The organism is Otariodibacter oris (genome assembly GCF_009684715.1).
GTDB lineage: Bacteria > Pseudomonadota > Gammaproteobacteria > Enterobacterales > Pasteurellaceae > Otariodibacter > Otariodibacter oris.
Map to the genome: position 1 here is coordinate 1,048,934 of NZ_CP016604.1, position 25,682 is coordinate 1,074,615.

Sequence of the window (25,682 nt, forward strand, 5' to 3'; positions counted from 1 at the left end):
TTATTTTACTTATTATTCTGTCTTGGCTTGTTCTATCTCATTTTGAGCACAAATTTCATCAGCTTCTGTAAGAAGTTTTGCAATAGCTTGGCGATAAGTGATCTCAAGCGTTTCACGGCTATTGGCAATAACACCTTGGTCAATTAAAAAACCATCATTCACATCATAGACCCAACCATGAATTGATACAGATTTTCCTTTCTTCCATGCGGAATCAATAATAGAAGAACGTCCAAGGTTATAAACTTGCTCTGCAACATTAATACGAGTCAGCATATCGGCTCGTTGATCGTAAGATAGTTTGCCTAATAGGTGACTATGTTTAAACCATAAATCTTTAATATGCAGTAACCAGTTATTAATTAAACCAAAATCTTCTGTGCCAATAGCGGCTTTAATCCCTCCGCAATTTGTGTGTCCACAAATAATAATATGTTCTATTTCAAGCACTTCGACGGCATATTGTACAACCGATAAACAGTTTAGATCTGTATGAATTACAAGATTTGCCACATTGCGATGCACAAATAATTCCCCCGGTTCTAGCCCCGTTAGCTTTTCAGCTGGCACTCGGCTATCAGAACAGCCAATCCAAAGATAATTGGGTTTTTGATGTTCAGACAACTGTTTAAAGAAATCAGATTGCTCATCTTTCATTTGGGTTGCCCAAGCATGATTATTGGCAAATAAACGTTCAATTTTATTCATTGTTAGGTACATCTCTTAATGATTGTTTTTTCATTTTACCATGAAATAGAATAAAAGTAGTAAGCGGTCAGATATGATTTTCATTTAAAGAGTTAGACATAAAAAAGAATAATTATAAGAAATATAAGGCTGAGAGTTGGTACTAAAATTTTATAAAAATTAAATTGAAACTTATCGTTTTTTGCTATTTTGATCAGATATCAGCTTTACTTCTTTTATTACATTTCTTGCTTGTTGATAAATTTTGCATAGCTTTGTAAACTAAAGTTTCCAAAATTTTTTATTCAGAGTATGATCTATCTATTATAAATAGTTGGGATAGGGTTATTGCCTATTGAGTTAACAAAGGAATGAGATAATGAGATTAGCGATAGAGTGTATTGAGCGTATCGGCGTTGCTCAAGATATTTTGAGTTTATTGGTCGAGAAGAAAGTTAATCTTGAAGGGATTGAATTACAAAGGTTAGAAGATAAAGGTATTGTTTATGTTAAAACAGAATCTGTAGATGAAGTATTACAGAGGCCATTATTAAATTCAATAAAAAAAATTGCTGGAATTAAGAAAGTTGAATTGATTAATTATTTGCCACAGGAACGTAAAAATCTTGAATTACAAGCGGTGCTTGAAGCATTACCTAATCCTGTATTATCTTTAGATTTAGCAGGCAATATTGAGTTTGCGAATCAGCAGGCCTACCAACTATTACTGCCATATTACAAAGCAACACTACCTAAGAAAAAACAAGATAAATGTGTCTCACTCGAAAATTTGGCATTGAATAATATTATCGTTAATCTGAATAAAACAAAATGGTATAGCACTTTTCTTGAACAAGGTGTTCAGGCTCAGCGTAATACCATTCAGCCTATTTCTCATCCTATTCAATTTGATAATCAAGTCTGGCGGATTGATTTACTGCCGATCGAGTTATGGGAAACTGATAAAAATCATCCTTTAGGGTATGTTGTTTCGCTACAATCTCAGCAATCAATGCAATTAGATTTACGTCAATTCATGGCGAATCAAAATAGTGATTTTGATGCGATCATTGCTCAAAGCCAAAAAATGAAGAAAGTGGTAGAGCAGGCTAAAAAGTTTGCCATGCTAAATGCACCGCTGTTAATTCAAGGGGAAACTGGCACAGGAAAGGATGTTTTTGCTAAGGCATGCCATCAATTTAGCTTTAGGCGTGATCATAAATTTGTAGCAATTAATTGTTCGGGATTACCTGAAAATGAGGCTGAAAGTGAAATGTTTGGTTATCATCGTGCAGGTTCAGAGAGTATAGGCTTTTTTGAATATGCGAATGGGGGGACAGTTTTGCTTGATAATGTCTCTGATTTATCTTTAGATATGCAGGCTAAATTATTGCGGTTTTTGAATGATGGTGTTTTTCGCCGTGTAGGAGAAGATCGAGAAATTCAGGTCGATGTACGGGTGATTTGTACTTCTCAAATTCCACTTCATCAATTGGTGGAAGAAGGGAAAGTTCGAGAAGATCTATATCATCGTTTAAATGTATTATCTTTGAATTTACCACCATTACGTGATAGAAAAGAAGATTTTGTCCCATTGGTTGCTTATTTTGTTACACAAATTAGTTTACAGTTGGGAATTGTTACCCCTGTTTATACAGATGAATTTATCCATCATTTACGGAATCACTATTGGGCAGGAAACCTTCGTGAGTTGTATAATGTGCTTTATCGAGCTTGTACTTTAAGTAATGGCTCATTGCGTATAGATGAATTGGTATTACCACAAGATGAATCTACATTTTTATCATTGGCGTCAACGGAGAATATGTCACTGGATGAAATGGTAAGTCACTTTGAAGCTTCATTACTCCGCAAATTTTATGCAGAGTATCCAAGTACACGTAAATTGGCACAGAGATTGGGCGTATCACATACCGCTATTGCGAATAAATTACGTCAATATGAGATCAATAAAGAATGAAATTAGTTTATCAAGCGGTGAGTTTAGCAGTAAGTTTTGCAACATTAGGTTATGTACCCAATACCGTTTTAGCAGCACCTCGGATCCCAGAACCATTATTGAATAGTAGTGCAATATATTGTACAGATACTTGGAACGGGTCTTTTAATCCTCAGCGTGCGGAAGTTGGCAGTAATGTCAATGTCGTTACAGAACATATTTACGACAAATTGATCGAGTTTGATCCTAATGAGAATCGACTTATTCCTTCCCTCGCAGAACGATTTGAAGTGAGTGAAGATGGATTATTGATTACATTCCATTTACGTAAAGATGTTGAGTTTCAGCATACTAATTGGTTTACACCAACACGAAAAATGAATGCTGAGGATGTAGTCTTTTCTTTAAATCGCATGATGAATAAGGAATTTGAGTTACCCGAATTAAGTGAGGAACAACAGGAAACGTTACGCCGTTATCATATTAACCATGAAATTGCGGAGCGTACTTATTTTCCCTATTTTGAAAGTGTTAGATTGGAAGAGTCAATAAAAGCTGTTTCGATAATTGATGACAATACGGTACAAATTGAATTATGGCAGAAGAGTCCTACTATTCTAGAGCATCTATCGAGTCAGCATGCTGTTATTTTATCTAAAGAATACGCTCTGCAATTGAATGCTGATGATAATTTACAACAACTAGCTCGCTTACCTGTTGGGACTGGATCTTATCAATTAGAAAATTACGCTCAAAATGATTTTGCTCGATTAAAGGCTAATTCTTATTATTGGAGAGAGCAGCCTGAAATTACTAATATGGTTGTTGACTTTGCTAGTTCAAGTACTGGTAGGATGGCTAAATTTTTGAATGGTGAGTGTGATATTCTCGCTTTTCCTGAGCCTAGCCAGATGCCTATTTTAAAAAAACAGAAAAGTCGTATCATTGAAAATGAAGGGGCAAATTTGGCTTTTTTAGCGTTTAATACTGAGCGAGAAACGATGAAAAATGCTCTGCTTCGAAGAAAGATAGCTGAATCAATTAATCGTAAAAGGCTGCTAAAAACGTTATTTTATGATACAGCTAAAATTGCAGACAGTGTGTTGCCTTATGCTATTTCTCATCAAATAAATAGTAAGAGTTATCCTTATCAGCCTGAACCGATCAGTAAAAAATTACGTAAAAGTGACCGCTTTAGTTTATGGGTAGTTGATGAAAAGAAAGTTTACAATTCTCATCCAGTGAAAATGGCGGAACTTATTCGTTCCGATTTGGCAAAGGTTGGAATTAGGTTAAATATTAGAAAAGTGAGTCGTGCTTATTTAGTACAACAAATTGCAAATAATACCGCGGATTACGATTTAATTCTTGATGGGTGGTTAGCGAATAATTTTCAGGCAGATGACTTCTTTAGACCAATTTTAAGTTGCCAATCAGTCAATTCTATTACGAATTTATCTAATTGGTGTAGTCCAGCGTTTGATGCTTTACTTGATTCAGCAAAATCTTTACCCGATGGCGATGCTAAAAATGGATTGTATGAATTTGCACAAGATCTACTCGAAAAAGAAATGCCTGTATTGCCGTTAGTGAGTGTAGATAGGATTGTTGTAACAACGGATAAAATTGACAACCTTTCGATTAGTCGATTTGGACATGTAAATTTAGCTAAGTTGAAATTAAAATATAATGTGGGGAATGAATAATGTTACTTGCTGCATTAAGAAAGTTATTTCTCACATTTATTACGTTAGTCATTCTTTCTATCATTAGTTACAACATCTTATTAAGAGATCCCTTGAATAATTTGTTTGAGAGTGATTTTTCCACTTATATCGATTATGTTACCAATTTATTACAGGGGGACTGGGGGATTAGTCAGACGACTGGGGAACCTTTAGTTAAGCAAATATTAGATGTCTTCCCTGCGACAATTTCCTTATGTATTGCCGTTTTAATTCTATCTTTAATTGTTGGTGTACCTTTGGGTTTTCTATCAGCGACATTATATAAAAATCCTGTAGGTAAAATTCTTTCAACAGTAGCTTCCTTAAGTTTGGCTTTACCTGTATTTTGGTTCGCAATCTTAATGCTTTCATATGCTTCGTTGAATCAATGGGAGATCTCCGCTATAGGTGAGATTCATCCTATATACTATGTTGAAGCAATTACTGGGGTGACTTTTATTGATATTTTACTGGCAGAATCGCCTTATAAATTAAAAATGATGCAAAGTGCATTACAGCATTTAGCCTTACCAACCATCGTTTTAGCCGTGCCAGCAACATTGGAAATGATTAGAATTATTGAACAAAGAACCTTGTATATATTGCAACAAAATTATATCAAAATAGCGCAAGCTAGAGGGTGGTCATCATTCAAAATTTGGAAAAATCATATTCTCAGAAATACGCTTTTACCTCTTCTTCCAACGATTATTCGCAATATTACCTTAACTTTTGCTTTTGCGATGTTAATTGAAAATGTGATTAGTTGGGGAGGAATAGGGCGTTGGATGATCAATGCGCTTATGATTCAAGATTATCATGCTATTTCTGTTGGTGTCATTACTATTGGGATATTTGTGTTGCTTGTCGATTTACTTGCAAGTATCGTCGCAACCTTATTAGACCCTTCACAGAAGAAGGATTGGTATGTTAAATAAAGATCCTGAACAATTTAGAGAAACAGAACATGTTAATCAATTCTTTAGGTTATTACGTAAAGATGCATTAGCATTAACGAGTGTCTATTTTTTTGTATTATTGCTGGTCTTAATCTTACTTGGGCATCTGATTGCTCCTTATGATACAAATAAAGAATTTATTGGCTTAGAATTGTTACCACCTTCCTGGAATAATGGTGGTGAGATTGCTCATTTTATGGGAACAGATGATCTTGGTAGAGATATCTTTAGCCGTATTCTACATGGTTTTTATTATACAGCTGGTTCAGCATTATTAATTACGCTCTCTGTTGGTGTATTAGGGGGCATTATTGGCGTATTTGCAGTAACAAAGAAAAGTCGATCTGTTTTTCTACTTAGTCATTTATTTGATACATTTTTGGTTACACCTATTTTGCTGATCGCCATTATTATTGCGACATTGTTAGAGCCTAGTTTAACTAATGCATGCTTGGCTATTTTTCTTGCCATGTTACCTCATTTTATTCATAAGCTTTACCAAACCTCACAACATGAATTAGAGCGGGAATACGTGGTGACATTAAGGCTAGATGGGGCGAAACGTTGGGATCTTATCAAAGATGTTATTTTCCCGAACTTAACCGTTACTGTAATCAAAGAGTTATCCCATATTTTTGTTATTGCTACATTGGATATTAGTGCACTGAGCTTTATCTCTTTAGGTGCTAAAAGTCCTACACCAGAGTGGGGAGCAATGATAAGAGACTCTTTTGAACTTATTTATATTGCACCATGGGCGGTTATTTTACCTGGTTTAGCAATTACCTTTGTTATATTTATCGTTACCATGTTAGGTAATGGCCTTGTTCGTGTATTAAAAAAATATCGGTATTAATTGTTATGGCATTATTAGATATTCGTCACTTAAGTATTGAAATTGATACGCCTAAAGGGCGTGTTAAGATGATTGATAATGTCAATCTAACGCTTGATGAGGGTGAAATTTGTGGGTTGATTGGTGAATCTGGTTCAGGAAAGAGTCTGATTGCTAAAGTTATTTGTGGTTTGGTTAAGGAAGAGTGGATTGTTACGGCTGATCGTTTTCGCTTTAAAGAGATCGAATTATTAAAATTATCGCCTTCACAGAGAAGAAAAAAAATTGGTGATGATATTTCAATGATTTTTCAAGATCCTCTTTCATCCCTTGATCCAAGTAGAACCATAGGTAAGCAACTTATTCAGACTATTCGCTTTAAAGGAAAATGGTGGAAATGGTTTGGCTGGAAAAAGAAAAAAGCCATTGAACTTTTACATCGAGTAGGGATTAAAGATCATAAAGATATCATGAAGAGTTACCCTTGTGATTTAACTGAGGGTGAAGCACAAAAAGTGATTATTGCCATGGCGGTAGCTAATCAACCTCGTTTATTAGTAGCAGATGAACCGACAAACACAATGGAAGCCACGACACAATTACAGATTTATCGTCTACTTTCCAGTATGAATAAAAACTTGGGGACTTCAATTATTTTGGCAAGTAATGATATTTTAAGTATTCAAAAGTGGGTTGATTCTTATAATATATTGTATTGTGGGCAAACAGTAGAGATTGCAGATAAAGAAACAATTTTAGAGACTCCATTTCATCCTTATACATCAGTGTTGCTACATAGTGTGCCTGATTTTTCTCAACCTTATCCTTTTAAAAGTAAGTTAAATACCTTAAAAGGCACAATTCCGATGCTACAAGATATGCCCATTGGTTGTAGACTTGGTCCAAGATGTCCATTTGCTCAAAGAAAATGTATTACTAAGCCACCGTTACGAAAATTCAAACAACATGAATTTGCGTGCCACTATCCAATCAATTTTAGAGAGCAAAATTTTCTTAAAAAATCCGATTTTGCTCCGGTAATAGTACAAGATATATCTGAGTAATATGATTTATTATAACTTGTTATAAATAAGCACGTTGTTCATCCATTAATTTTGATAAAAATTCAATAGCAACTTTTACCTTTGGAGACAAATAACGTCTATGAGGGTAAAGTAGGCTGATATCAAGCTTTTCTTGTTTGAGATGAGGTAATATTGAAATGAGTTCTCCAGTCATCAATTCATCTTTAACAAGGAATTTAGGTATATTAATGATACCTAGATTGGATTTAGCCATTTTCACTAAAGAATGTCCATTATTGCTATGGATTATTCCGTCCAATTTACATTTTACATTTGTACCATTTTCATTAAATTGCCAGAAATTTTGCTCTCCGTACATCAGGCATTGGTGCTCTTCTAATTCGTCTGTTGATGTTGGTGTACCATAAGTTTCTAAATAAGTAGGAGATGCTACGATGACATGTTCTGCTTGCGCAATTCGTTTAGCTACAAGGGAACTATCTTCAAGTTTTCCAATTCTTAAAACAAGATCGTAGCCTTCAGCGATCACATCAACTCGACGATCAGTAAATTCAATATCCAATTTAATATTAGGGTAAGTTTCTACAAAACTGCCTAAGTTAGGCGCAATAAAGCGAGAACTGAAATCCATTGGTACAGAAATTCTTAATGTACCATGTAGACTTGATGCTGTATCAGATATGCAAGATTCTGCATCTCTTAACTCTGTTAATATGGGTTGACAACGTTGGTAAAATAACAAGCCAGCCTCGGTTGGTGTTATTTTTCGAGTAGTACGTTGTAATAATCTTACATTTAAATGCTCTTCAAGCTGTGCAACTAATTTACTTGCCATCGCAAGTGATATCTTTTCCTGTTGTGCAGCTTGAGTAAAACTCTGTGTTTCAATTACTCGACAAAATAGGTTAATTGCATTGAGTTTATCCATTTTACATCCTTTATATTGTTTTTTTTAGAAAGCCTTGCTACTGTATATATATTCTATTTTAAAATTGATTAAATATAAACTATAAAGAAACAATTTATTAGATCATTATCTTATTGTTTCTTTATTTTAGGTGGATAAATGGGCAAATCATTAGTTATAGTTGAGTCACCAGCCAAAGCAAAAACAATAAATAAATATTTAGGTACTGATTTTGTTGTTAAATCCAGTGTAGGGCATATTAGAGATTTACCAACCAGTGGAGGAGATAAATCAGAAAAAGCTAAATCTATCTCAACTAAAGGAATGAGTACGGAACAGAAAGCAAAAATTAAATCTGAAAAAGAAAGAACAGCCTTGGTTAAGAGAATGGGGATTGATCCTTATCATGATTGGAAAGCGAATTATCAAATTTTACCAGGAAAAGAAAAGGTTGTTTCTGAACTTAAGTCATTAGCTAAAAAAGCGGATCATATCTATCTCGCAACCGATTTGGATAGAGAAGGGGAAGCAATCGCATGGCATTTAAAAGAAGTGATTGGCGGAGATGATGAACGTTTTAGCCGAGTGGTGTTTAACGAAATCACTAAAAATGCAATAAAACAAGCATTTGAAAAACCAGAACAACTTAATTTAGATCGTGTTAATGCACAACAAACTCGTCGATTTTTAGATCGTGTTGTAGGCTTTATGGTGTCTCCGTTGCTTTGGAAAAAAGTAGCAAGAGGATTATCAGCAGGGCGAGTCCAATCTGTTGCGGTAAAATTACTCGTTGAACGCGAAAGAGAGATTAAAGCGTTTAAACCTGAAGAGTTTTGGGAAGTGATGACTAAAGTCACTGCTCAATCGGGAGCATTATCCCTTGATTTAACGCATTTCAAAGGGAAAAAATTCACAGCGAAGAACCAAGAGCAAGCAATACAAGCGGTCACTTCGTTACAAAATTCTGCATTTATTGTCAGCGATATTGAGAAAAAACCAACATCATCAAAAGCGAAGCCCCCCTTTATTACTTCGACATTACAACAAACAGCAAGTACTCGACTAGGTTTTAGTGTTAAAAAGACAATGATGCTCGCTCAACGCTTATATGAGGCGGGTTATATCACTTATATGCGTACTGACTCAACCAATCTTAGCCAAGATGCGTTAGTCATGGCGAGAGGTTATATCGAAAAAGAATTTGGTAATCAGTATTTGCCTGCCAAACCTAATTTCTATTCAAGCAAAGAAAAAGCTCAAGAAGCCCACGAAGCGATTCGTCCATCAGATATTCTGGTTAAACAATCTGATTTAAAAGGAATGGAAAAAGATGCCGAACGTTTATATGACCTTATTTGGCGTCAATTCTTAGCTTGTCAAATGCCACCTGCTGAATACGATTCAACAAGCTTAACGGTAACTGCAGGCGATTACTCGTTAAAAACAAAGGGTAGAGTATTACGTTTTGATGGTTGGACAAAAGTATTACCAATACAAAGTAAAAGTGCTGAGGATCAAGAATTACCTGAAGTGAGTTTAAATGAAACATTATCATTGAATGAAGTGATTCCAAGTCAGCATTTTACAAAACCACCTGCTCGTTATTCCGAAGCTGCTCTTGTTAAAGAGTTGGAAAAACGAGGAATTGGTCGTCCTTCAACTTATGCAGCTATCATTTCAACCATTCAAGATAGAGGCTATGTTCGCGTTGAAAATCGTCGTTTCTATGCGGAAAAAATGGGAGAGATCGTCACAGATCGTTTAAACGAATCCTTCCGTGAGTTGATGAACTATGATTTCACTGCCAATATGGAAGATACGCTGGATAAAATTGCATCGGGTAGTACAAATTGGAAAGATGAATTAGATAGCTTCTTTAATGATTTTTCGGAGAAATTGACTACCGCCGAACTAGATGAACTTGAAGGTGGAATGCGTCCGAATAATCTTGTTGAGACAGATATTCTTTGCCCAACTTGTGGACGAAAAATGGCTATCCGTACAGCGAGTACTGGTGTATTTCTTGGGTGTACAGGCTATGCATTGCCACCTAAAGAACGTTGTAAAACAACGATTAATTTAATTCCAGAATCTGAGTTATTGAATGTTTTGGATGAAAATTCAGAAACGAATGCATTATTACATCGTAAACGTTGCCCTAAATGTAATACGGCAATGGATAGTTATTTAATTGACCCAGAAAGAAAAATTCATATCTGCGGAAATAACCCAAATTGTGATGGTTATCTGATAGAAGAAGGTTCATTTAAAATTAAAGGCTATGATGGGCCTGTGGTCGAATGCGATAAATGTGGTGCAGATATGCATCTTAAATTGGGGCGCTTCGGAAAATATATGGCTTGTACGAATTGTGATAATACTAGGAAAATACTTAAAAATGGTGAAGTTGCACCACCAAGAGAAGAGCCAGTTCCGTTCCCTGAATTAAAAACGGAAAAATCCGATGCGTATTTTGTGTTACGTGATGGTGCGAGTGGAGTATTTATGTCTGCTCATAATTTCCCTAAATCACGCGAAAGTAGAGCAGCAAAAGTAGTAGAGTTAGCGCAATATCGTGACCGACTACCTGAAAAACTGCAATATTTAGCCGATGCACCGATAAAAGATCCTGAAGGAAATGAAGCAATTATTCGTTTCAGTCGTAAAGAAAAACGACAATATGTCACTTCCGAAAAAAATGGCAAAGCGACAAAATGGATAGTGGATTATATCGATGGAAAATGGATAGAAAGAAATAGATCTTAATCAAAGAAAAGGCAATAAATATTTGTTTTATTCATTGCTTTTTGTACAATCGCGTTGCAATTATGCATCACTTTTACTGGGAGTAAACCATGAAAAATACAATCAAATTTAGTTTAAGTATAGTAGCATGTTCTATATTAGTAGCTTGTAGTAGCGGTGGTAGCAGTCATAATGACAGTGCTCCTACTGGTGCTAATACTCCTAGTATCAATTCAGGTACTACGAACTCAGGTACTACAAACTCAGGTACTACAAACTCAGGTACTACAAACTCAGGTACTACGAACTCAGGTACTACAAACTCAGGTACTACGAACTCAGGCACTACGAACTCAGGTACTACGAACTCAGGTACTACGAACTCAGGCACTACTAACTCAGGTTCTACTACACAGTCTACTAATGCTGTTGGAGCGGCTTATGTAATTTCTGGTGAAGATGATCGCGTAACTGTTTTACATAAAGATATAACTGATGCATCGAATCTAAATGTGTTAGTCATTGATGGACAAAGATTACGAGTTTCATATCAAGATCAAGGCATTTCTGCTGGAAGTTGGTTTAGACAGAATGATTCCGCTAACTGTTGTGGAAGATATAGTGATGTTCGTTTTGGTGTTTTAGATGCTGATAATAGTGATAAAGATTATATTTATTACCACGGTAATCCAACTAAAACAATGCCAATGGAAGGAAGTGCTAGCTATCAGGGATATTTTGTAATTAATGCTGATCAAGAACCTCGTTTTGATGATGATGATTTGTTATATGGGACAGGTAAATTTAGCGTTAATTTTGGAAATAAGACCTTATCTGGAAATCTTGAAGGTGAAAGTAGTAGTGGCTTAGCGCCTTTATCAATGACTGCAAAAATATCAGGGAATAGCTTCACTGGTGATTTGGTTTCAAGAGATTTTGCGACAGATGCAAAAGTTGAAGGTAAGTTCTTTGGTAACAATGCAAAAGAACTTGGCGGTATTTTCAAAGATGATAGAAATACTTGGGGTGGAGCCTTTGGTGCTTCTCAATAAATTTAATTTATTAAGCTAAAATGATCTGAAAAGCGGTAAGATTTTCGATAAATCTTACCGCTTGTTTATTTAATATAAGGTTATACGTCCGTTTTCTCTTTATATTCACATAGATCCTCTATAATACAAGAGCCACAGCGAGGCTTGCGGGCGACACAGGTATAGCGACCATGTAAGATTAGCCAGTGATGCACATCGACCTTAAATTCATCTGGAACGACTTTCAGTAGTTTTTCTTCAACCTTTACTACATCTTTGCCAGGAGCAAAGTTCGTACGATTAGATACGCGGAAAATATGAGTATCAACGGCAATAGTAGGTTGCCCGAAGGCAGTATTTAACACGACATTTGCGGTTTTTCGACCGACACCTGCTAAGGCTTCTAATTCCTCACGAGTTTGAGGTACTTCGCCACTATGCTTTTCAATCAAATCTCGACAAGTTTTTATGATGTTTTCAGCTTTACTATTATACAGTCCAATCGTTTTTATATAAGATTTTAAACCGTCTACGCCAAGATCTAAAATTGCTTGAGGGGTATTTGCCACAGGATAGAGTTTTGCAGTGGCTTTATTTACGCCCACATCAGTCGCTTGTGCAGATAAAATAACAGCAATGAGTAACTCAAAAGGATTGTTATAATTTAGTTCTGTTGTTGGATGCGGATTTTGATCTCGTAGTCGAGTTAAAATTTCTATACGTTTTGCTTTATTCATTAAAAATATCCTTGATCCATTAACATTTTGAACGTCATGATAAGTGACATTGTCACGATAATTGGTTTGATAATTTTCTTTCCTTTGGTTACGACAAGTCTAGCTCCTACATTTCCCCCTAAAAATTGAGCAATCATCATGATGAATCCAATTTTCCAAATAATTGCGCCACCAAGGGCGAAGAAAATAAGTGCTGCAATATTAGAGGTAAAATTGAGAACCCTAGCATGTGCAACGCTTTTGGTTAAATTAAACCCAAGGAGTACGGTAAAAGCTAAAGTGAGAAAAGAGCCTGTTGCGGGGCCAAACATCCCATCATAAAACCCAATACTGACAGCCGCAGTACATCCAAATAACAGATAACTAATACGCTGTTTGCTATCTTCATCGCCAAGTTGGGGGCTAAGGAGGAAATAAATTCCAATAATGAGTACTAGAAAGGGCAAAATAATTTTGAGATCATCAACATTAATGAGTTGAACAAAGATTGTGCCCAAAGTAGCACCGATAAAGGTCATCAAAATTAAGAAGCGAATTTCTTTAAGATTAACAGCCTTTTTTCTGACAAAATAGAATGAGGACGCAAAAGAGCCTCCACAAGATTGCAATTTATTTGTACCTAATGTCAGTGTAGGTGGTACACCTGCTGCAAGTAAAGCTGGTATGGTAATTAACCCGCCTCCTCCTGCAATAGAATCTATCGTTCCAGCAACAAAAGAGGCCAAAAAGAGTAGGGCGATTACATCAAAGGTTAAATCTATCATCTATACACAACCATTTCATTTCTATGTAACACCACCGAACCAAACTCATAGCCAAGTGTCGCTTCTATTTCACTTGATTTTTTCCCTTTAATTAGGGATAAGGCTTCGCTATTGTAGCGAGAGATACCAAGTGCGATAACATTGCCTTTTCCATCGATCACTTTGACGACTTCACCACGTGCAAACTTTCCTTCAATTTGTTTAATCCCTGCTGGTAATAAAGATTTATGTTCAGAAATCAAAGCAGCACTAGCTCCTTCATCAATATAAAGTGAGCCTGCAGGTGGAGCGCCAAACAACCATTGTTTTTTTCCTTCCAATTTATCTGATTGAGCGATAAATCTTGTGCCAATTTCTGCACCTTGAGCAACGTTTGCAATCACATTATGTTTTTCACCTGATGCAATCACTGTTTCTACTCCTGAGCGGGTAGCAATATCGGCAGCAATAATTTTAGTACTCATTCCTCCCGTGCCAAGCGTTGTTCCGCTACCACCTGCCATTTGTCTTATTTCTGGCGTGATTTTTTCAACTGTGGCAATGCGTTTCGCATTAGGATTCTTGCGAGGGTCACTATCAAATAAGCCTTCTTGATCGGTTAACAGAATAAGTTGCTCTGCTTGTGCAAGTATTGCAACTAGAGCCGATAAATTATCATTATCGCCGATTCGAAATTCAGCAGTCGCTACCGCATCATTTTCATTAATGATAGGAATAATTTGTTGAGTGAGTAGGGCGTTAAGCGTATCTCGTGCATTTAAAAAATGCTCTTTATTTTCAATATCTGCACGAGTTAATAGCATTTGACCAATTTTAATGCCATAAATAGAAAACAGATTTTCCCATACTTGAATTAGTTGGCTTTGTCCTACTGCCGCTAAAAGTTGTTTATTCGCAAGCGTTTTAGGTAATTCTCGATGATTCAAATATTCTCTTCCCGCAGCAACAGCACCAGAAGAAACAAGGATAATTCTGAAACCTTGTTGATGAAGATCTGAAACTTGTTTCACTATCTCTAACATGTGAGGGCGACTTAAATTTTTTGAGCCATGTGTTAGGGTACTTGTTCCGAGTTTAATAACGATTGTTTTAGACATAACTGTAAATAAAATAAATAAAAGTATTCTTCTATTATCTGCTAAAATCTCGGTATTTAAAAGGAGAATAGCAAGTATGCAAATAAGTTTGATTGTTGCGAGAACATTGAATCATGTCATTGGTAAAAATAATGCAATGCCTTGGCATTTACCAGCCGATTTAGCGTGGTTTAAAAAGAATACGTTAGGTAAGCCCGTGATTATGGGAAGAAAAACTTATCAATCAATAGGAAGACTCTTACCTAATCGTCCTAATATTATCTTATCTCGTTCTGATTTCGATATTGAAGGAGCATATACAGCCAAAACGTTAGAACAAGCGGTTGAATTAGCCAAAAGTTTTGCAAATGTTGATGAGATCATGATTATAGGTGGAGGAGAGTTATTTAAACAAGCAATGCCCTTAGCAACCAAACTTTACATCACTGAAATTCAAGCCAATATTGATGGTGATACATTTTTTGAGTTTAAGGAAAATGATTGGAAATTGGAGAAAGAAGAATTTTCTAAGATTGATGAAAAAAATGATCATGTTTGCCATTTTATGATTTTTTCTAGAAAAAAAGAATTCTAAAACCTGAGATAAGAAGAGTGTTTTTTAAGCATGCAAACAATGAAATTGTGAATACATTCACAAAAATATAACAATCTGCTTTCATATTTGTTAATTATCAATAGAATGTCACCCTCAGTCGTGACTTCGGTCTTTTCTTTTTTATTTGTATATGGAGTGCTGAATGGCTCTTTTTCTTAGTATTTTTCCAATTGCTTTACTAATTTACCTTATGGTGAAACGTAATGCATTACCTTCCTATGTTGCATTACCTTGGATTGCAGTTGTTGTTCTTATCATTCAATTAATTTTCTTTGGTACTGATATCACCACAGTCAGTGCAAATATCGCTTCCGCGGTTATCGCAGTTCAAACTCCAATTACCGTAATTTTTGGTGCAATTCTTTTCAATCGTTTCTCTGAAGTCTCAGGTGTTACAAATACTTTACGTAAATGGTTAGGTACAATCAATCCTAACCCTGTTGCGCAAATCATGATTATTGGTTGGGCATTTGCATTTATGATTGAAGGAGCAAGTGGTTTCGGTACTCCAGCAGCTATTGCAGCTCCAATTTTAGTAGGTTTAGGTTTTAATCCATTAAAAGTTGCAATGCTTGCATTAGTCATGAACTCTGTACCAGTATCATTTGGTGCAGTAGGTACGCCAACTTGGTTTGGATTCGGAGCATTAAATCTAGGTGATGCTCAAATTCTTGAAATCGGCTCAATGACAGCAGTTATCCACGCATTTGCGGCATTAATTATTCCAATTATGGGATTACGCTTAATTGTTTCATGGGAAGATATTCGTAAAAACTTACTTTTCGTTTATATCAGTATTTTTGCATGTGTGGTTCCATATTTCTTCTTAGCTCAAGTAAACTATGAATTCCCATCATTAATTGGGGGTGCTATTGGTCTACTTGTTTCTGTATTTGTTGCCAATAAAGGTATAGGTTTAGCAAAAGTTGAAGATACATTAGATGCTGATTCAGTAACAAGAGGCGAAGTGACTAAAGCCTTATTCCCGACAGGATTATTGATTGTTATCTTGATTGTAACTCGTCTTCAACAATTACCATTTAAAGCTATGATGAATGACGCAACCTCTTGGTTCAGTGTACAACTTGGTTCATTAGGTCTATTTGATGTCAGTCAAAGCCTTATCTTTAGTTTAAAAAATATCTTCGGTACAACTACTGGAGCAAGCTATAAATTCTTATATGTACCTGCATTTATTCCATTTGTTGTGACAGTATTAATAGCAATTCCTGTATTTGCAGTTTCTGGAAGCAAAGTAAAAGATGTTTTTGTTGGTAGTTTCAAACAAACTAAAAATCCATTCTTCGCACTTGTTGGCGCATTAATTATGGTTAACTTAATGCTAGTGGGTGGTGATGATTCAATGGTTAAAATCATTGGTAGAAGTTTCGCAGCAGCAACTGGAGAATACTGGACATTATTTGCCTCTTACCTTGGTGCAGTTGGTGCTTTCTTCTCTGGATCAAACACTGTATCCAACTTAACATTTGGTAGTGTTCAATTATCAACAGCTGAAATAACAGGTTTATCTGCAACATTGGTATTAGCATTACAATCTGTTGGTGGTGCAATGGGTAACATGGTATGTATTAATAATATCGTTGCAGTAAGCTCAGTACTGAATATTGATAATAAAGAAGGTGTAATCATTAAGAAAACTGTAGTACCAATGATCGTTTACGGTATTATTGCAGCATTAGTAGCATTCTTCATTATTCCTATTTTCTATACTGTATAGCAAAGTCATTATTGATTTAAAAAAACAAGCGGTCCGATTTTGTCATTAATTTGCAAAATCGGATTGTTTTTTATTAACTATATTTCTCTCAATATTATTCCTTCATCTTTAAGCTATAAAAGGAAAGTAGAGTAGGGATGATGTAAAAAATTAGGGAATACTTCCAAAGTATTCCCTAAGATACTCAGGTAATATTAAATTATAGTTTGCTAAAATCAACTAATGCTTCAGAGGTGATATCAGCAACACTTTTGTTGCTTGTTAATGTCATTGCTACTTGCATCTCTTTTTTGAAGATATCTAGCATATTCTCAACACCAGCTTGTCCATTAGCACCAAGTGCATAAACAAAAGCTCGACCTAGCATGCAGGCATCTGCTCCTAAAGCAATCATACGGACAATATCTAATCCATTACGTACGCCTGAATCTGCTAAGATTTTAAGATCGCTTTTCACTGCATCAGCAATAGATGGAAGAGCTTTAGCACTTGATAAAACCCCATCAAGTTGACGACCACCATGATTAGAAACGACAATACCATCCGCACCAAATCTTACAGCATCTTTTGCATCTTCAGGATCAAGTATTCCTTTAACTATCATAGGACCATCCCAGAATTCACGGATCCACTCTAAATCTTTCCAAGAGATTGATGAATCAAAGTTTTCTGATAACCATTCCATATAATTATCTAATCCTATTTGTTTATTCATATAATGGGAAATATTTCCTAATGAGTGTGGTTTTCCCATAATCCCCACATCCCATGCCCAAAATGGGTGCGTTACTCCTTGAATAATACGACGAATTTCTTTATAAGGCCCTGTCATTCCTGTATGCATATCACGATATCTTGCGCCAGGTACAGGTAAATCAACAGTAAAGACTAGAGTTGAACAACCTGCAGCTTTAGCCCTTTCTAATACACTTTTCATAAAACCGCGATCTTTTAGTACATAAAGCTGAAACCACATAGGTCTATTAATTTGAGGAGCGACCTCTTCAATCGAGCATATTGATACAGTGGATAAAGTAAAAGGGATACCTTTGTTATCTGCGGCCTTTGCTGCTTGAACTTCACCACGTCGTGCATGCATACCTAATGCACCGACTGGTGCTAGTACAGCTGGAATTGCAAGGTCTTCACCGAATAATTCAGTTGTTGTATTTAATTGAGACATATCTTTAAGTACGCGCTGTCTAAGTGCAATATTACTTAGATCTGATACATTATTTTGTAAGGTTTTCTCTTCATAAGAGCCGCCATCCGCATAGTGAAATAAAAATGGAGGAACTCTTCTTTTTGCTGCTTCTCGATAATCATTAGCTGATGAAATAATCATATTTACCTCTTTTATATTAAAACAGTCATAATTTTTATCAGTAAAGTTATTGAAATAAACTTATTTTGTCAATAAATTGTAAATAAAACGTTTACATTTTACTAAAAATATTTTATACACCAATAGATTATAGAGATATGAATGAATTGGGATACTGGCAAGGAAGTGTTTTTTACTATAAAAAATAGGGAATAATTTTCATTATTCCCTAAAATTAATCTAGATGAATTAATTATGGTTTTTGAGTGTAACCAACTAATGCTTCAGGTGTGATATCAGCAACGCTTTTGTTACTTGTTAAAGTCATCGCAACTTTCATTTCTTTTTTGAAGATATCAAGCATATTTTCAACACCAGCTTGACCATTTGCACCAAGAGCATAAACGAAAGAGCGTCCTAGCATACAAGCATCTGCACCCAATGCAATCATGCGTACGATATCCAATCCGTTACGAACACCTGAGTCAGCAAGGATTTTAATATCGCCTTTAACTGCATCAGCAATTGGTGGAAGAGCTTTAGCACTAGATAAAACACCATCTAATTGGCGTCCACCATGGTTAGATACCACAATACCATCAGCACCAAATCTAACCGCATCTTTTGCATCTTCAGGATCAAGAATGCCTTTAATTACCATTGGACCATCCCAAAATTCACGGATCCATTCTAAATCTTTCCAAGAGATTGATGGGTCAAAGTTTTCACCTAACCATCCAATGTAGTCATCTAATCCCACTTGTTTACCCATGTAATGAGAAACATTACCTAAAGTGTGAGGTTTACCTTTAATACCTACATCCCATGCCCAGAAAGGATGTGTAGCCCCTTGGATAACACGACGAATTTCTTTAAGAGGACCACTCATTCCAGAGTGCATGTCACGATATCTTGCACCAGGTGTTGGCATATCAACGGTGAAGACTAGTGTAGTACACCCTGCAGCTTTAGCTCTTTCTAATGCATTCTTCATGAAACCACGGTCTTTTAATACATAAAGCTGGAACCACATAGGTCTGTTAATTTGAGGCGCAACTTCTTCAATTGCACAAATAGAAACAGTAGATAATGTAAAAGGAATTCCTTTATTATCAGCGGCTTTTGCTGCTTGAACTTCACCTCGGCGTGCATACATACCTAATGCACCTACAGGGGCAAGGATCGCCGGAAGAGAAAGTTTTTCGCCAAATAATTCAATTTCGGTATCTAATTCGGACATGTCTTTAAGTACACGCTGTCTTAATGCGATATTACTTAAATCTGTTACATTCTTTTCTAAAGTTAGTTCGTTATATGAACCACCATCTGCATAGTGAAACATAAATGGTGGAACTTTTCGTTTTGCTGCTTTTCGATAATCATTAGCTGATGAAATAATCATGCATACCTCTTTTATATTTATAATAGCTGTAATTTATACTGATAAAACTGTTGAAAATTTGGTTATTTTTGTCAACAAAATATTAGCAATTAATTAACGTCGAACATACTAATCTAAACTCATGTAAAAATGTACTTGTGAGTAAGATTTTTTATAAAACTGTGAAATAGATCACAAAAATTTAGAGAGGCGAATCATACATTATTTGCCTCTCTAAATCCACTTACAGTAAGTTGTGTAGTACGCTATTCTATTTTGTAAAGAATTGTATCAATGGCTCTGGATTCTGAATAAATTGTGTAAGTTCTTTTCGTTCAGGATGTCCAATATAGGGAAGTTGACCAAGAAGAGGGGCATCTATGCGTCGACTTAATAATTCAATTAATTCTGAATAATGTCTTAGTCCAGGATTGATTCTGTTGGCTATCCATCCAACTAATCGACCACCTTTTTGCTTGATTGAATCTGCTGTAAGCAGAGCATGATTGACGCAACCTTCCTTTATTCCAACAACTAAAATAACAGGCATATCATTTTTCTCAGCCCAATCAGCAAAACTAAGCTCCTTATTTATAGGTGTTAACCAACCATAAGTACCTTCAACGAGTACATTAGTATACTTCTCTGCTAATCGTTGTAAATCATCATCAAGCTTTTGTTCAGAAATATGGCGTACAGCATCTAAAGCTGCAAAAATAGGAGTACTAGAATGAACAAAAGTATAACTATTTATTTCTCTATATTCGACAGGAATGGAACTGCTATCTTGGATAATGAGGACATCTTGATTATCTTCACTAGCATAATCATCCATATTCGGCTCTGTTGGAAGTGAATCATCTCCTCCACAAGCTATCGGTTTATATCCCACTACAGGAATATCAAATTGTGAGAGCGTCTGTAATAACGCTCGAGTAATAATTGTTTTTCCTACACTGGTATCAGTACCTGTAATAAATAAAGCCGGCATATTGTAGACTCTCTATAAAATTAAAAAACGGCAAGGAGTCTAACAAATTTTTTACAATTGAATTATGTTTTGAATCAAATTTCCTGTATAAATTGCCGATTTAATTGCTGATGCAGGAATCATAGGACTATCCCGATCATATTGACTAGTAACAATATCCACTGTAATACCATCTTTCAACAATTGAGTAGTGATATCATCTTTCAATTTATTGAATAATGATTTTTGGATACCAACAAGAGGGGAGCACAACATAATTTTTTCAATAGAAAAAAGAGCAATTAGGTTATGCAACATGTAAGTTAAATTATCAGTAATATGCTTAAGAATCAAAAGCGCTTTAGTATCGTCTTTATCTGCTAATTCACAAAACCATTCAATTTTTGAATTTAAATCAGGCAATGTATTAGGTAGATAGTGATCGATAGCTTTTTCTAATGCAGAAAAGCCTATCTGATTAATTAACTGGTACCGGCGCATCTCATCTAAATCTTGGCTAATCACTTCGCTGACTTCTCCAAATTTAGGCATAAGCATACGATCTATATTCATTCTTTTATGCTCATCACGATGTAGAAGCTCACCACGCAATAACACACTGAGATTAATGAATTCATCTAATTGAAGAAAAATGACATTATCGCTACGAAGTAAGCTACCTAATATAGATTCTGATAATAGCCATAATTGGAAGTGCTCATTGATAAAAATAGGTTTATTAGATACTAACTTGCTAATAATCTGGAATAAATGGCATTCAACTTGCTCATTATCTAATTGTGTAATTACTGATTTAAGCTTGTCAACTTTACCTTTTACACTTGTAGAGACTGCAATTAACCGTTTATTTTCGACAGGATAATGAGATAAAAAATGGCTAATGGCATTTTCGACATCATTATCAATATTACCATTCAATGAGATAGGGTAGTCGTGTTTATAAATAACTTCACCAGAAAGCTCACATAACGAAATAGCGACTTTATTGGTAGAAATGATAAGGCACAATAGTTGCCAATGGAAAGGAGAAACTGATAATCCAACAGCAGGACGACCACGACTAGTCACATTCTGAGCAGTTCGCTCTAAAATAAACTTATTATCAATCAGCTTCTTCGTTATACCTGTAATAGAAGCTGGTGCGTATCCTGCTAACTTAGCAATATCTCTACGAGAAATGAGTTCAAATTGATCAATGAGTTGATAAACTCGTCCAAGGTGGTGATATTTTTCTTCTGAGGATGAAACTTTCATATTTTTTATCCTTTATAATTACAACTCCATAAGATAATTTCTGTATTTTGGAATCTTCTAGTAAAATAGCAACGAATTTAAATAGATTCTGAGAGAAACTTCACAAAATTATTTTTTAAAACAAAAAAAATACTAAAAATAAGGGCAATAAGAGAAAATGGATAATAAAATTAATTTTGTATGGGTAGATTCTGATGAAAGTTTACACAATGCATATCAAAGTATCCAAAAGCATAAAGTGATTGCATTAGATACAGAGTTTGTCCGCATTCGTTCTTATTATCCCAAACTGGGACTATTACAGTTATTTGATGGTGAACAAGTTTATCTTATTGATCCCTCTCATCTTTCTCATTTCCAACCCATCATTGATTTATTAAAAAATACAAACATTATCAAAGTATTGCATGCAAGTGGTGAGGATTTGGATATTTTTTACCATTATTTCAAACAAATGCCTCAACCAATGCTTGATACACAAATTATGAGTGCATTTTTAGGATTGGGATCATCGATTGGATTTTCTAAGCTCGTAGAAAATTATTGTCATATTCAATTAGATAAGTCCGTATCAAGAACAGACTGGCTAGCTAGACCATTGAGTGAAAAACAGCTCCAGTATGCTGCAGCGGATGTATGGTTCTTGTTGCCTATTTATCAAAAAATAATGGAACAATTAAAAGAAACAGAGTGGCAAGAAGCTGTTAATGAAGAATGTGACAAGTTAAAAATTAAACGTCAAAAAGAAATCTTACCAGAAAAAGCATATAAACGTATTGGCAATGCTTGGCAATTAGAACCTCAGCAATTAGCTATTTTGCAAGTATTAGAAAAATGGCGTGTTGAAGAAGCCAAAAAACGTGATTTAGCGTTAAATTTCATCGTAAAAGAAGCATCTTTATGGAAAATTGCAAAAGATCAGCCTAAACATACCGCTCAATTACTCGAATTTATGCACCCAAACGAAGTAAGAATTTATGGTAAAAAATTATTACTGATTGTTGAACAAGCTAAACAAATTCCTGAAGAAGATTATCCGGCCAGAGTCAGTCGATTAATGGATGTGCCTAATTATAAAAAAGATATGCAATTCTTAAAGAAAAGCGCAGCAACGATTAAACCTGAAAGTTTACCGATAGAAGTATTTTGCAGTAAGCGACAATTAGAACAATTATTCAAATGGCATAACGTTTATAAAACAAATCATACGATGCCAGAATTATTATCCGGATGGCGAAAGCGGTTTGGTGATGAGCTATATAAACGGTATTTAGCGTATTTAGGATAACTCAAACGCCCAATATTTACTTTAGTAATAACTTCGCATAATCTATATTATGTTAAATTGAATTATTCTTGTACATCAGGCGATAATTGGACAATGTGTAAATTGACATTATCTGGAATTATTATATTCTCCCGCGTATTACATATAAATCATAAGGTAAATGAGGTAAATATATGTTAGATGTGAAACTGCCTGATGGTATGACTACTCTTGATGTAAGTGAAATTCTAGATGACATAAAGACGCAATCTGCTCAACTTCATGAACTTGAAACTGAACTTCATGAGTTTAAAAATGAACTTGAGGAATTAGATAAATCTTTTAGACTTAATTTGAGCACATACGAAAACAAATTTAATGATTTTCAAAATGATATTAAGACTTCTTTGGGTAATGCAACCGCAGATGCAGCGAATATTTCAAATACTTTAAGTAATGTTAGAAAATCAGAAGAAGATGTTTCCAAAATCAAAAATGAAATAAGTCATATAGCATCAAAATATGATGAAGAAGTTGATAAGTATTCAGAATTAATAAGCAATATTGGCAAGGAATATCAAAAATTAACTGAACAGATGCAAACAGAGCAAAATGAACTAATTAAGTTAAGAAAGAATTTATCTGATGAACAAGTAAAAATACATAAAATTCTTGGAGATGCTAATAGAGCTAGTATGGCTCAATCATTTTTGGAAAGAAAAGAAGAATTAGATCCTTCTCTAAAAAATAGTGCCAACTGGAGAAATTTTGGGCTATTATTGATGTCTCTTATTCTATGTGTAATTCTAGTTTATGAATGGGATATTGGTTTTGATTATGGTCGTTTCCTATCTAGATTACCAGTAATAAGTCCTTTGATTTGGCTTGTGTGGGTCAACTCACAAAGAAATGCTCATTTAGTAAGAATACAAGAAGAATATGCACATAAAGCATCCGTTGCATTAGCTTTTGAAGGATATCAAAGAAAAGTAGATGAATCAGATGATCCAGATATCAAAAAACTTTTATTAGAATTATCAGTTGCTAATTTAGGTGAAAATCCTGTTAATTTGTTTGATAAACAGGTTAAATCTAGCCCAATAGAAAATTCTGTTATCTCTAGAATATTAGAAAAATTTTTTCCTAAACTTGAAAAATAATTTGCAGATTACCCTTGATTAGATAAAAAGTCTTTTAAATCAAATCTTAGCAAAAGTTGGCATATTCAAGCTATCCCCCATCCTATTCACACTTAAAAAGTTAGGCGGATGGGAAACATTAGAAATGGTAAAAAATACGCACATCTTAACGCCGACCATTTGCTGTCTCACGCAAACAAAGTTGAATTTTGTGTCACGATTTCGTCACGTTTTGATAAAAACTCAAAATTAAAGCTTGTTACTTAACTCATAACATGTTGATTTTAAAGGTATTTAATGGCACGCCCTATTGGATTCGAACCAATGACCTACGGCTTAGAAGGCCGTTGCTCTATCCAGCTGAGCTAAGGGCGCATTGAATGCTTTTTGAAGTGGTCGGCGAGATAGGATTTGAACCTACGACCCACTGGTCCCAAACCAGTTGCGCTACCAAGCTGCGCTACTCGCCGACGTAAGATGGTGCTAATTATAGTTTTTTTCTCTCTGTCGTCAATAGCTTTCGTCTTTCTTCAAATTAAATGTTGGTTCTTTGAGCATTATCGAGATTATTCCTTATCAAAGTGTCATTTTTTTGAGAAAATAACCCTACTATTACTTTTGGGAGTTTATATGACAGCACAAATTATTTCTGGCACTACCCTTTCTAAACAAATTAAACAGGAAGTTGCATCTCAAATTTTAGATTATCAATCACAAGGCAAGAGAGCTCCTGGATTAGCAGTAATCCTGGTTGGGGCAGATCCAGCTTCTCAAGTCTATGTAAATAGTAAAAGAAAAAGCTGTGCTGAAATTGGGATTGAGTCAAAGTCCTATGATTTACCACAAGAAACCTCAGAAAGTGATTTACTAGCGCTTATTCAGCAGCTTAATCAAGATGATGCAGTTGATGGTATTCTTGTACAATTGCCTTTACCTAAGCATATTGATAGCACTAAAGTGATTGAAGCAATTCAGCCTGATAAAGATGTTGATGGATTTCATCCTTATAATGTGGGGCGTTTATGCCAACGTATTCCAACACTGAGAGCATGTACGCCTTATGGCATTATTAAGTTATTAGATACAACCAATGTTGATTTACATGGTAAACATGCAGTGATTGTAGGGGCATCGAATATCGTCGGCAGACCAATGGCATTAGAATTACTGTTAGCAGGTTGCACAGTGACTGTTACCCATCGTTTTACTGAGGATTTAGAAAAACATGTACGCCAAGCGGATATTTTAGTCGTTGCTGTCGGTAAACCTAAATTTATTCCAGGGGATTGGGTAAAAGAAGGATCTGTTGTAATTGATGTTGGTATTAACCGAATTGATGGCAAATTAATTGGCGACGTAGAATTTGATATCGCAAAAGAGAAAGCAAGCTTCATTACTCCTGTGCCTGGTGGTGTCGGGCCAATGACCGTAGCTATGCTAATGAAAAATACATTACAAGCTTATGAGCAACATACCGCTTAATTTGATCCATTCTATG

At 35.2% G+C, this 25,682-nt stretch carries 21 protein-coding genes, 2 tRNA genes and 2 pseudogenes; 14 read left to right on the forward strand and 11 right to left on the reverse strand.

The window, feature by feature from the left end; translation table 11 throughout:
• Positions 1-12: 12 nt before the first annotated feature.
• The gene (can, locus tag A6A10_RS04860; RefSeq protein ID WP_121121418.1) at positions 13-708 is read right to left on the reverse strand and encodes a carbonate dehydratase; all 696 of its coding nucleotides are present in this window, start codon (positions 706-708) and stop codon (positions 13-15) included.
• 358 nt (positions 709-1,066) lie between these two features.
• Between can and A6A10_RS09685 the strand changes: the two are divergent.
• The 6 genes and pseudogenes from A6A10_RS09685 to A6A10_RS04885 form a co-directional block, all read left to right on the forward strand.
• Positions 1,067-1,369 (forward strand): annotated as a pseudogene (locus tag A6A10_RS09685) (sigma-54-dependent transcriptional regulator); the annotation flags it as partial.
• 354 nt (positions 1,370-1,723) lie between these two features.
• On the forward strand, positions 1,724-2,668 hold the full coding sequence (locus tag A6A10_RS09620) for a sigma 54-interacting transcriptional regulator (protein WP_229583631.1): 945 nt from the start codon (positions 1,724-1,726) through the stop codon (positions 2,666-2,668).
• Positions 2,665-4,353, forward strand: coding sequence for an ABC transporter substrate-binding protein (locus A6A10_RS04870; RefSeq protein ID WP_121121414.1), 1,689 nt, complete (start codon positions 2,665-2,667; stop codon positions 4,351-4,353). Before A6A10_RS09620 ends, A6A10_RS04870 begins: the two co-directional genes overlap by 4 nt.
• Positions 4,353-5,312, forward strand: coding sequence for an ABC transporter permease (locus A6A10_RS04875; RefSeq protein ID WP_121121412.1), 960 nt, complete (start codon positions 4,353-4,355; stop codon positions 5,310-5,312). Before A6A10_RS04870 ends, A6A10_RS04875 begins: the two co-directional genes overlap by 1 nt.
• Complete coding sequence (locus A6A10_RS04880; RefSeq protein ID WP_121121410.1) at positions 5,302-6,189, forward strand: ABC transporter permease subunit; 888 nt, start codon at positions 5,302-5,304, stop codon at positions 6,187-6,189. Before A6A10_RS04875 ends, A6A10_RS04880 begins: the two co-directional genes overlap by 11 nt.
• Before the next feature lie 5 nt (positions 6,190-6,194).
• Entirely contained in the window at positions 6,195-7,232 is a 1,038-nt protein-coding gene (locus A6A10_RS04885; protein ID WP_121121408.1) for an oligopeptide/dipeptide ABC transporter ATP-binding protein, read from the forward strand.
• Between the two features lie 19 nt (positions 7,233-7,251).
• Here A6A10_RS04885 and A6A10_RS04890 read toward each other — a convergent pair whose 3' ends face one another.
• A complete protein-coding gene (locus A6A10_RS04890) occupies positions 7,252-8,142 on the reverse strand; it encodes a LysR family transcriptional regulator (protein WP_121121406.1) in 891 nt (296 codons plus the stop codon).
• A gap of 138 nt (positions 8,143-8,280) precedes the next feature.
• On the opposite strand from A6A10_RS04890, the gene topA reads away from it, so the two are divergent.
• On the forward strand, positions 8,281-10,887 hold the full coding sequence (gene topA, locus A6A10_RS04895; RefSeq protein WP_121121404.1) for a type I DNA topoisomerase: 2,607 nt from the start codon (positions 8,281-8,283) through the stop codon (positions 10,885-10,887).
• Between the two features lie 89 nt (positions 10,888-10,976).
• Positions 10,977-11,918, forward strand: a complete 942-nt coding sequence (locus tag A6A10_RS04900) for a Slam-dependent surface lipoprotein (protein WP_121121402.1) — start codon at positions 10,977-10,979, stop codon at positions 11,916-11,918.
• Between the two features lie 80 nt (positions 11,919-11,998).
• Here the strand turns inward: A6A10_RS04900 and nth are convergent, their stop codons facing one another.
• Genes nth through proB form a run of 3 tightly spaced genes read right to left on the reverse strand, consistent with a single transcriptional unit; the run spans position 11,999 to position 14,495 of the window.
• Entirely contained in the window at positions 11,999-12,634 is a 636-nt protein-coding gene (gene nth / locus A6A10_RS04905) for an endonuclease III (RefSeq protein WP_121121400.1), read from the reverse strand.
• Positions 12,634-13,395, reverse strand: coding sequence for a TSUP family transporter (locus A6A10_RS04910; RefSeq protein ID WP_121122266.1), 762 nt, complete (start codon positions 13,393-13,395; stop codon positions 12,634-12,636). Before A6A10_RS04910 ends, nth begins: the two co-directional genes overlap by 1 nt.
• Positions 13,395-14,495 carry a glutamate 5-kinase gene (gene proB, locus A6A10_RS04915; RefSeq protein WP_121121398.1) on the reverse strand — a complete coding sequence of 367 codons (1,101 nt, stop codon included), beginning with the start codon at positions 14,493-14,495 and terminating at the stop codon, positions 13,395-13,397. Before proB ends, A6A10_RS04910 begins: the two co-directional genes overlap by 1 nt.
• A 76-nt stretch (positions 14,496-14,571) precedes the next feature.
• Here proB and folA point away from each other — a divergent pair, with 76 nt between their 5' ends.
• Entirely contained in the window at positions 14,572-15,069 is a 498-nt protein-coding gene (folA, locus tag A6A10_RS04920; protein WP_121121396.1) for a type 3 dihydrofolate reductase, read from the forward strand.
• Positions 15,070-15,232: 163 nt separating this feature from the next.
• Positions 15,233-16,828: an L-lactate permease gene (locus A6A10_RS04925; RefSeq protein WP_121121394.1), complete on the forward strand. Its 1,596-nt coding sequence runs from the start codon at positions 15,233-15,235 to the stop codon at positions 16,826-16,828.
• 199 nt (positions 16,829-17,027) lie between these two features.
• Here A6A10_RS04925 and lldD (A6A10_RS04930) read toward each other — a convergent pair whose 3' ends face one another.
• The 4 genes from lldD (A6A10_RS04930) to A6A10_RS04945 all read right to left on the reverse strand — a co-directional run bounded on the left by lldD (A6A10_RS04930) (position 17,028) and on the right by A6A10_RS04945 (position 21,778).
• Complete coding sequence (gene lldD / locus A6A10_RS04930) at positions 17,028-18,173, reverse strand: FMN-dependent L-lactate dehydrogenase LldD (RefSeq protein WP_121121392.1); 1,146 nt, start codon at positions 18,171-18,173, stop codon at positions 17,028-17,030.
• Between the two features lie 232 nt (positions 18,174-18,405).
• On the reverse strand, positions 18,406-19,554 hold the full coding sequence (gene lldD, locus A6A10_RS04935; RefSeq protein WP_121121390.1) for an FMN-dependent L-lactate dehydrogenase LldD: 1,149 nt from the start codon (positions 19,552-19,554) through the stop codon (positions 18,406-18,408).
• Positions 19,555-19,804: 250 nt separating this feature from the next.
• Entirely contained in the window at positions 19,805-20,524 is a 720-nt protein-coding gene (gene bioD, locus A6A10_RS04940; protein WP_121121388.1) for a dethiobiotin synthase, read from the reverse strand.
• A 51-nt stretch (positions 20,525-20,575) separates the two neighbouring features.
• Positions 20,576-21,778, reverse strand: coding sequence for an ROK family protein (locus A6A10_RS04945; RefSeq protein ID WP_121121386.1), 1,203 nt, complete (start codon positions 21,776-21,778; stop codon positions 20,576-20,578).
• 157 nt (positions 21,779-21,935) lie between these two features.
• Here A6A10_RS04945 and rnd point away from each other — a divergent pair, with 157 nt between their 5' ends.
• From rnd to A6A10_RS09625, 3 genes and pseudogenes are all read left to right on the forward strand, one after another.
• Positions 21,936-23,066: a ribonuclease D gene (gene rnd, locus A6A10_RS04950; RefSeq protein WP_121121384.1), complete on the forward strand. Its 1,131-nt coding sequence runs from the start codon at positions 21,936-21,938 to the stop codon at positions 23,064-23,066.
• Between the two features lie 173 nt (positions 23,067-23,239).
• Positions 23,240-24,205: a hypothetical protein gene (locus A6A10_RS04955; RefSeq protein WP_121121382.1), complete on the forward strand. Its 966-nt coding sequence runs from the start codon at positions 23,240-23,242 to the stop codon at positions 24,203-24,205.
• Between the two features lie 54 nt (positions 24,206-24,259).
• Positions 24,260-24,451 (forward strand): annotated as a pseudogene (locus tag A6A10_RS09625) (site-specific integrase); the annotation flags it as partial.
• A 31-nt stretch (positions 24,452-24,482) separates the two neighbouring features.
• Here A6A10_RS09625 and A6A10_RS04965 read toward each other — a convergent pair.
• Positions 24,483-24,559 (reverse strand) — tRNA-Arg (locus tag A6A10_RS04965).
• A gap of 18 nt (positions 24,560-24,577) precedes the next feature.
• Positions 24,578-24,654 (reverse strand) — tRNA-Pro (locus A6A10_RS04970).
• Positions 24,655-24,814: 160 nt separating this feature from the next.
• Here A6A10_RS04970 and folD point away from each other — a divergent pair.
• The gene (gene folD, locus A6A10_RS04975) at positions 24,815-25,666 is read left to right on the forward strand and encodes a bifunctional methylenetetrahydrofolate dehydrogenase/methenyltetrahydrofolate cyclohydrolase FolD (RefSeq protein ID WP_121121380.1); all 852 of its coding nucleotides are present in this window, start codon (positions 24,815-24,817) and stop codon (positions 25,664-25,666) included.
• Positions 25,667-25,682 lie beyond the last annotated feature (16 nt).

Coding starts and splice junctions, on each gene's coding strand:
- can (WP_121121418.1), bottom strand. CDS start 708: ATGAATAAAATTGAACGTTTATTTGCCAATAATCATGCTTGGGCAACC.
- A6A10_RS09620 (WP_229583631.1), top strand. CDS start 1,724: ATGGCGAATCAAAATAGTGATTTTGATGCGATCATTGCTCAAAGCCAA.
- A6A10_RS04870 (WP_121121414.1), top strand. CDS start 2,665: ATGAAATTAGTTTATCAAGCGGTGAGTTTAGCAGTAAGTTTTGCAACA.
- A6A10_RS04875 (WP_121121412.1), top strand. CDS start 4,353: ATGTTACTTGCTGCATTAAGAAAGTTATTTCTCACATTTATTACGTTA.
- A6A10_RS04880 (WP_121121410.1), top strand. CDS start 5,302: ATGTTAAATAAAGATCCTGAACAATTTAGAGAAACAGAACATGTTAAT.
- A6A10_RS04885 (WP_121121408.1), top strand. CDS start 6,195: ATGGCATTATTAGATATTCGTCACTTAAGTATTGAAATTGATACGCCT.
- A6A10_RS04890 (WP_121121406.1), bottom strand. CDS start 8,142: ATGGATAAACTCAATGCAATTAACCTATTTTGTCGAGTAATTGAAACA.
- topA (WP_121121404.1), top strand. CDS start 8,281: ATGGGCAAATCATTAGTTATAGTTGAGTCACCAGCCAAAGCAAAAACA.
- A6A10_RS04900 (WP_121121402.1), top strand. CDS start 10,977: ATGAAAAATACAATCAAATTTAGTTTAAGTATAGTAGCATGTTCTATA.
- nth (WP_121121400.1), bottom strand. CDS start 12,634: ATGAATAAAGCAAAACGTATAGAAATTTTAACTCGACTACGAGATCAA.
- proB (WP_121121398.1), bottom strand. CDS start 14,495: ATGTCTAAAACAATCGTTATTAAACTCGGAACAAGTACCCTAACACAT.
- folA (WP_121121396.1), top strand. CDS start 14,572: ATGCAAATAAGTTTGATTGTTGCGAGAACATTGAATCATGTCATTGGT.
- A6A10_RS04925 (WP_121121394.1), top strand. CDS start 15,233: ATGGCTCTTTTTCTTAGTATTTTTCCAATTGCTTTACTAATTTACCTT.
- lldD (WP_121121392.1), bottom strand. CDS start 18,173: ATGATTATTTCATCAGCTAATGATTATCGAGAAGCAGCAAAAAGAAGA.
- lldD (WP_121121390.1), bottom strand. CDS start 19,554: ATGATTATTTCATCAGCTAATGATTATCGAAAAGCAGCAAAACGAAAA.
- bioD (WP_121121388.1), bottom strand. CDS start 20,524: ATGCCGGCTTTATTTATTACAGGTACTGATACCAGTGTAGGAAAAACA.
- A6A10_RS04945 (WP_121121386.1), bottom strand. CDS start 21,778: ATGAAAGTTTCATCCTCAGAAGAAAAATATCACCACCTTGGACGAGTT.
- rnd (WP_121121384.1), top strand. CDS start 21,936: ATGGATAATAAAATTAATTTTGTATGGGTAGATTCTGATGAAAGTTTA.
- A6A10_RS04955 (WP_121121382.1), top strand. CDS start 23,240: ATGTTAGATGTGAAACTGCCTGATGGTATGACTACTCTTGATGTAAGT.
- folD (WP_121121380.1), top strand. CDS start 24,815: ATGACAGCACAAATTATTTCTGGCACTACCCTTTCTAAACAAATTAAA.